The 1,438-nt window shown below is 67.5% G+C and carries 1 protein-coding gene and 1 pseudogene; one reads left to right on the top strand and one right to left on the bottom strand.

From position 1 onward, the window contains the following. Positions 1 to 187 precede the first annotated feature (187 nt). Positions 188 to 838, top strand: a complete 651-nt coding sequence (locus tag MOV75_RS37960; protein WP_246932685.1) for a tetratricopeptide repeat protein — start codon at positions 188 to 190, stop codon at positions 836 to 838. A gap of 27 nt (positions 839 to 865) precedes the next feature. On the opposite strand, the pseudogene MOV75_RS37955 reads toward MOV75_RS37960, so the two are convergent. Beyond that, a pseudogene (locus tag MOV75_RS37955) lies at positions 866 to 1,438 on the bottom strand (hypothetical protein); the annotation flags it as partial.

Here is a 1,438-nt window from a genome sequence, read left to right as displayed (position 1 = left end):
CGGCGGTGATCGCGGCGGTCGTGGCGGCCCGGGTGCAGGTCCGCGCGGACCGCGCTGATAGACCTACCGCATTTAGCAAGATTTCAGTTTACGATGACGCGGGCCCCTGGCCCGCGTTATTGTTTGTGAGCGGTGCCTTTCTGGGACGGGGCACTACCTATGCGGCACCAGCGCGAGCGAACCGTAGATGGCCTCCCCTTTCCCCGAGCGCGGCTTGGCACGGCTACGCCAGATCTGGCAGCAGCCGTTCGCGCTGGCTTTGATGGGGATTGCGCTGTGCGGCTGCTCCTTCGATCTGGGATCGCTGATGCCGGATAAGGACAAGCCTCAGGAAGCACCCAAGGCGGCCGCGCCCGCCGAGAGCGCGGTGAGCGCCGGCAACGTCACCGAAGCTCAGGCCCACACCGCAAAAGCGCAAGCCCTGGCAAAGTCAGGCGAGACCGCGGCAGCACTCGACGAGTTCAATCGCGCCGTCGGACTCGATCCCTATAATGCGCAGGCGCTCTATGGCCGCGCCCTGATCTACCAGGGCAATAACCAGCACGATTTCGCGATCGCCGATTTCACCGCTGCGAGCGGGCTCAACCCGCAGAAGGTCGACCCCCTGCTCGGCCGCGCCACCAGCTATCTCGCGCTCGGCAAGGTCAAGGAGGGCGTAGCCGATCTGGATGAGGCCTCTGAGGCCGATCCGCACAACGCGCAGGTCTGGACCACGCGCGGACAGGCCTATGAACGGTTGGGCGACAAGGCCAAGGCGGCGGCGTCCTACACCAGGGCTGTCTCGCTTCGCCCACGCGACGACGCCGCGCGCAGCGGCCTCGCCCGCGTCGGCGGCTGACGATTTGGGCGCAGCGAAGCCGCTGTCTTAATCGGGGGTGGCGCTCTTCGGCAGAACCGAGTGGAACATCGACTTCATGCCCGAGAGCATCTCGTCGGCGACATTCGTCTTCTTCGGCCGCGGCAAGGAGGCGCCGGCGTCGGCGCGCAGATCGAGCGGCGGCGCGATCATCGGCACGGGAATGTCAGCCGGCGGCGTCATCCGATTCGGATCGTCGTTGCTGACCGAGGCCGTGTAGGGCGGATTGGCCGACGAGGAGCCATCACTGCCATAGGCCTCGGATGAGGGCGTCGATACCGTGATCGGCGGCGGCAGCGGACGGACCGTAGCCGGCTCCATACTGATGACCCGCGGGGCCTCCGGCGTGCGGGCGGCCTCCCGCACCGCAGGCTCTGGCGGCCTCTCGGCTGATTTGGCCTCGGACGGCCGAACCTCGGCGGGCTTGGTTTCGGAAGATCTGGCCTCAGCCGACTTGCCTTCGGACGACTTGCCTTCAGCCGACTTGCCCTCAGGCGACTTGCGCAGGCGCTCGATGGCGGCACGCACCAGATCGTTGGCGTCGGGGGCCGGGGCCGCAGCAGCCGGCGCCGAATTGGCCTC

The sequence above is a fragment of the Bradyrhizobium sp. PRIMUS42 genome (genome assembly GCF_023006515.1).
GTDB lineage: Bacteria > Pseudomonadota > Alphaproteobacteria > Rhizobiales > Xanthobacteraceae > Bradyrhizobium.
The sequence above is the reverse complement of the archived record's forward strand: the minus strand, read 5'-3'. Positions and strand labels throughout refer to the sequence as shown.

Bases quoted from the DNA above. Each gene is read 5' to 3' on its own strand.
- MOV75_RS37960 (WP_246932685.1), top strand. From the start codon at position 188: ATGGCCTCCCCTTTCCCCGAGCGCGGCTTGGCACGGCTACGCCAGATC.